Origin of the sequence: Microcystis sp. T1-4 (assembly GCF_000297435.1) — a bacterium.
Lineage (GTDB): Bacteria > Cyanobacteriota > Cyanobacteriia > Cyanobacteriales > Microcystaceae > Microcystis.
In genome coordinates this window covers 1-3,670 of record NZ_CAIP01000179.1, presented here as the reverse complement: position 1 = coordinate 3,670, position 3,670 = coordinate 1, and the positions used below count along the sequence as shown (strand labels likewise).

Below are 3,670 nucleotides of genomic sequence, written 5' to 3'. Positions count from 1 at the left end.
AAGGGGGGTGTCCATGAGTAGAAAACGGGTTTCTCGGAGAAACCCGTTTTCTGTGCTGAAAAAGTACGGGCGAAGCATTCGGATAGAAAATCTACGGTTTCAGCAATAGGTTATTGCCCGAATGCTTCGCCCCTACAGGATGCGGGCCGATGAAGACGCAGGGATAGGTTATACTAAATCTGGTTATTAAAGACTGATTATTTATTCCCCTTTTTGCCTTTTGCCTCTTGCATGAGTGCCTTATCTCAACAAGCAATTTAAATGCGCGGGCAGCTTACCTTACCTTTCGAGAAAAAATTTTTTTGTACAGGGAGTCCTTAAAATAGAAAGGGAAACACAAAACCAAGTTGCTGGTATTTTTCCTCTGGGCATGGTGGCGCAGTTTATAGAATTTAGCTGGAATTTATGAATCATTTTCTGCATTCTTTCACTGTTTTTCCTGATTCTGCCCGAAAATCTCGCTCTTACTCCCTGGGTAAACTGCGACGACCCTTAATCTTCCTGTTTACCGTCGGTTGTCTGACTAGCGTGGTCGGTTATCGTTTCTATAATCAGCCGAAATTGGCCGTCGGGACTATTTCCCCCGTCACAATTATCGCCCCCGAAGATGCCAGTTTTCAAGACCAAGAAACCACCGACCTCAAACGCCAAAAAATTCGGGCTGGACTGCTTCCCCGGCTGAAAAGAGACCCCCAAACCACCGACCAGATCGAGCGATCGCTGCAGGACACTTTAGGGCAATTAAGTCAAATTCGCCCAATTTTGCGAAAAAATTCCATTTTAATGGGCAGGACTATTTCCAACGCCACAATGGAAACGCTGCTCACCTTTTCTGCCCCTCAATGGTCAACTCTACAGAGCCGCCTCAACTATGAAGAATCTTTTACAAACCTCTTGACAAAAGAGCAGGAATATGCTGTTAGCGAAATCCAAGCCTATCGTCAGCGCGTGACGAAGGGAAGCTTTGAGCAATTTATCGATCGATTGGAGCAATTACGGCAAATAAAGGAGCAAACCAGCCAAAATTATCGGCATTCCAGCTTAAATAAACTCAAATATGCCGATCTGATCACAGTGGCCCAAATGGGCGATCGAGAGTGGCAAAACCTAGAAAAAGCCGTCCTGCAAGCGGGTCGCCGGATTTTGGTGCAAGGCATTCCCCCGGGGATTTCCACCAGTCACCTACAGGATACCATCGCCGTGCAGATTAGCAGCGATCGCCTAACCGGTCGCCAGCAGTCTTTAGCCGAAAATATCCTTCTAGCGGCCCTGGAGGGAGAAGCGAACCTGATAGAAGATCGGGAGGCAACCAAAGAACAAGCCGCTAAAGCGGTGGAAGCGGTAGATATGGTCATGTCTAGCGCTCAAACCGGTCAAATTATCGTTAAAGCAGGCGAAAAAATTACTCAAGCTCAGTTTGTTCTCATCGATGGCTTTGGTTTGAGCGAACGGGGCATTAACTGGATGGGTTTAGGGTCAACGGCAATCCTTGTCACCAGCGCAATCGGGACTTTTTGCCTCGTTGCCCAGCGTCTCCATCGGCCTCTGCGTCACCGGGATTTTATTCTCTTGGGTTTACTAAGTTTTACCACACCGATCCTAGCGATCGCCAATATTCCCTTTACCAATCTGGCAGCCGTGGGTTTATTAGTCAGCAGTTTCTACGGCCCGACTCTGGCCGTCACCCAAGTCCTCTTAACTGCCGGTCTTTCCCTATTCAGCATCCAAGGTATCAGCGCCGATTTAATCGCCGGGACGATAGGGGGACTATTAGCGGCTATGATAGCGGGAAAATTGCGTTCTAGGGATGAATTATCGCTGCTAGGGATGGGAATCGGAGTCAGCCAAGGGGGTGTTTATCTGCTCACTTACCTAATCGTTAGCGCCACGGCCAGCACGATCATCTATACTCTACTACCCACGGCCCTCGTCTATGGTCTATCGGGAATAGCTTGGACGGTAATCGCCCTAGGATTATCCCCCTATTTGGAACGCTGTTTCGATGTGGTCACTCCCATTCGTCTGGTGGAGTTGTCCAATCCTAATTGTAGTTTGCTCAAACGTTTGGCCACGGAAGCACCGGGGACTTTTCAACATACCCTTTTTGTCGCCTGTTTAGCTGAAGCGGCCGCCCGAAAACTGCACTGTAATGTGGAATTAATTCGCACGGGAACCCTCTATCACGATATCGGGAAAATGCACGATCCTCTCGGTTTTATTGAAAATCAAATGGGTGGCCCGAATAAACACGATGAAATTAATGATCCCTATGTCAGCGCCGAGATTATTAAAAAGCACGTTAGCGAAGGGTTAGTCATGGCCCGCAGACACGGTTTACCGCGAGTCGTCCGCGATTTTATTCCCGAACACCAAGGTAATCTCTTAATTTCCTATTTTTATCAGCAAGCTTTGCAAAAATCCGCCCAAAATGGTCAAGAATTCGTCGATGAGGCGGTCTTTCGCTACGATGGTCCGATTCCCCAATCGCGAGAAACGGCGATCGTTATGTTAGCCGATAGTAGCGAGGCCGCTTTGCGATCGCTGAAGGAGGCATCCCCAGAACAAGCCATGGATATGATCAAAAAGATTTTTCAGGCCCGATGGCGCGATCAACAATTAGTAGATAGTGGTATTCGTCAGGAGGAATTACCAATTATTGCCGAGGTTTTTGTGCAAGTTTGGCAACAATTCCACCATCAACGCATTGCCTACCCGAAAGCAGTTTTAGAAGTCTCCTCAGCCAAAAAAATATGAAAAAAGATACTTGGCTAAATCAGTTACAATTTCTATACGAACAAGATGAACATCTCTGGTTAACTGAAACAATTAAACTTCTCAAGGAAAATCGTCTAGCTGAGTTGGATATTCAACATTTAATCGAGGAGTTGGAGGCTTTGAGCAAACTGGATAAAAATCGAGTTGAGAGTTTTTTAAGACAGATAATTATTCATCTTTTATTGTGGCAATATTGGTCAGAAGAATTTGAATTAAATCATCGCCATTGGCAAGGAGAAATAGCCACTTTTAGAGTTCAGCTAAATGGATATTTAAGCACAAATTTAGAAAAATATCTCCTAGATAACCAAGAAAAAATCTATCAAGATGCCGTTTTTATTGTCGGGCAAAAAACTGAAATATCTCCTCACAATTTCCCTCTAAATTGTCCCTATTCTCTCGAACAAATGCTTGATAGGCATTGGTTGCCAGAGCGAAATTAGTTAAATCCCACAGCTAAAAATCAAGGATAATTACCAAAATGCTCCTAATTACTCTCAACGAAAATACTTTATCTTTATCTCCGGGCAGTCAAGTAATTTTTCCGCATCAGACTTGGGAAGATTACGAAAGATTACTGAGTTTACGTCTCCAAAAAACCTATCCCAAACTCTGTTTTAATCGCAAAACGCAAGAAATTCGGCTTATGTCTCCCTTACCAAGTCATGGCAAACGTATCAATCTTTTAAGTGATTTAGTAAAAATTATCCTTCGTCGTCAAGGCAAAGACTGGGAATGTTTTGATCCGATTACCTTGAAAATTCCGGGGGAAGCAGGAGTAGAGCCAGATACTTGTTTTTATATTGATAATAGAGAGGCAATTTTAGGCAAAGAGAGAATTGATTTAACTGTCGATCCTCCTCCCGATTTAGCCATAGAAGTGGACTTTACTTCC

At 44.8% G+C, this 3,670-nt stretch carries 3 protein-coding genes; all 3 read left to right on the top strand.

Annotation, left to right across the window (positions count from 1 at the left end):
• Positions 1-405 precede the first annotated feature (405 nt).
• Entirely contained in the window at positions 406-2,754 is a 2,349-nt protein-coding gene (locus MICAI_RS11070; RefSeq protein ID WP_008201676.1) for an HD family phosphohydrolase, read from the top strand.
• On the top strand, positions 2,751-3,218 hold the full coding sequence (locus tag MICAI_RS11065; RefSeq protein ID WP_008201672.1) for a DUF29 domain-containing protein: 468 nt from the start codon (positions 2,751-2,753) through the stop codon (positions 3,216-3,218). The genes MICAI_RS11070 and MICAI_RS11065 overlap by 4 nt, the downstream gene beginning before the upstream one ends.
• A 38-nt stretch (positions 3,219-3,256) precedes the next feature.
• Positions 3,257-3,670: Uma2 family endonuclease (locus MICAI_RS11060; RefSeq protein ID WP_039900007.1), on the top strand; the 414-nt coding region annotated here is incomplete at its 3' end.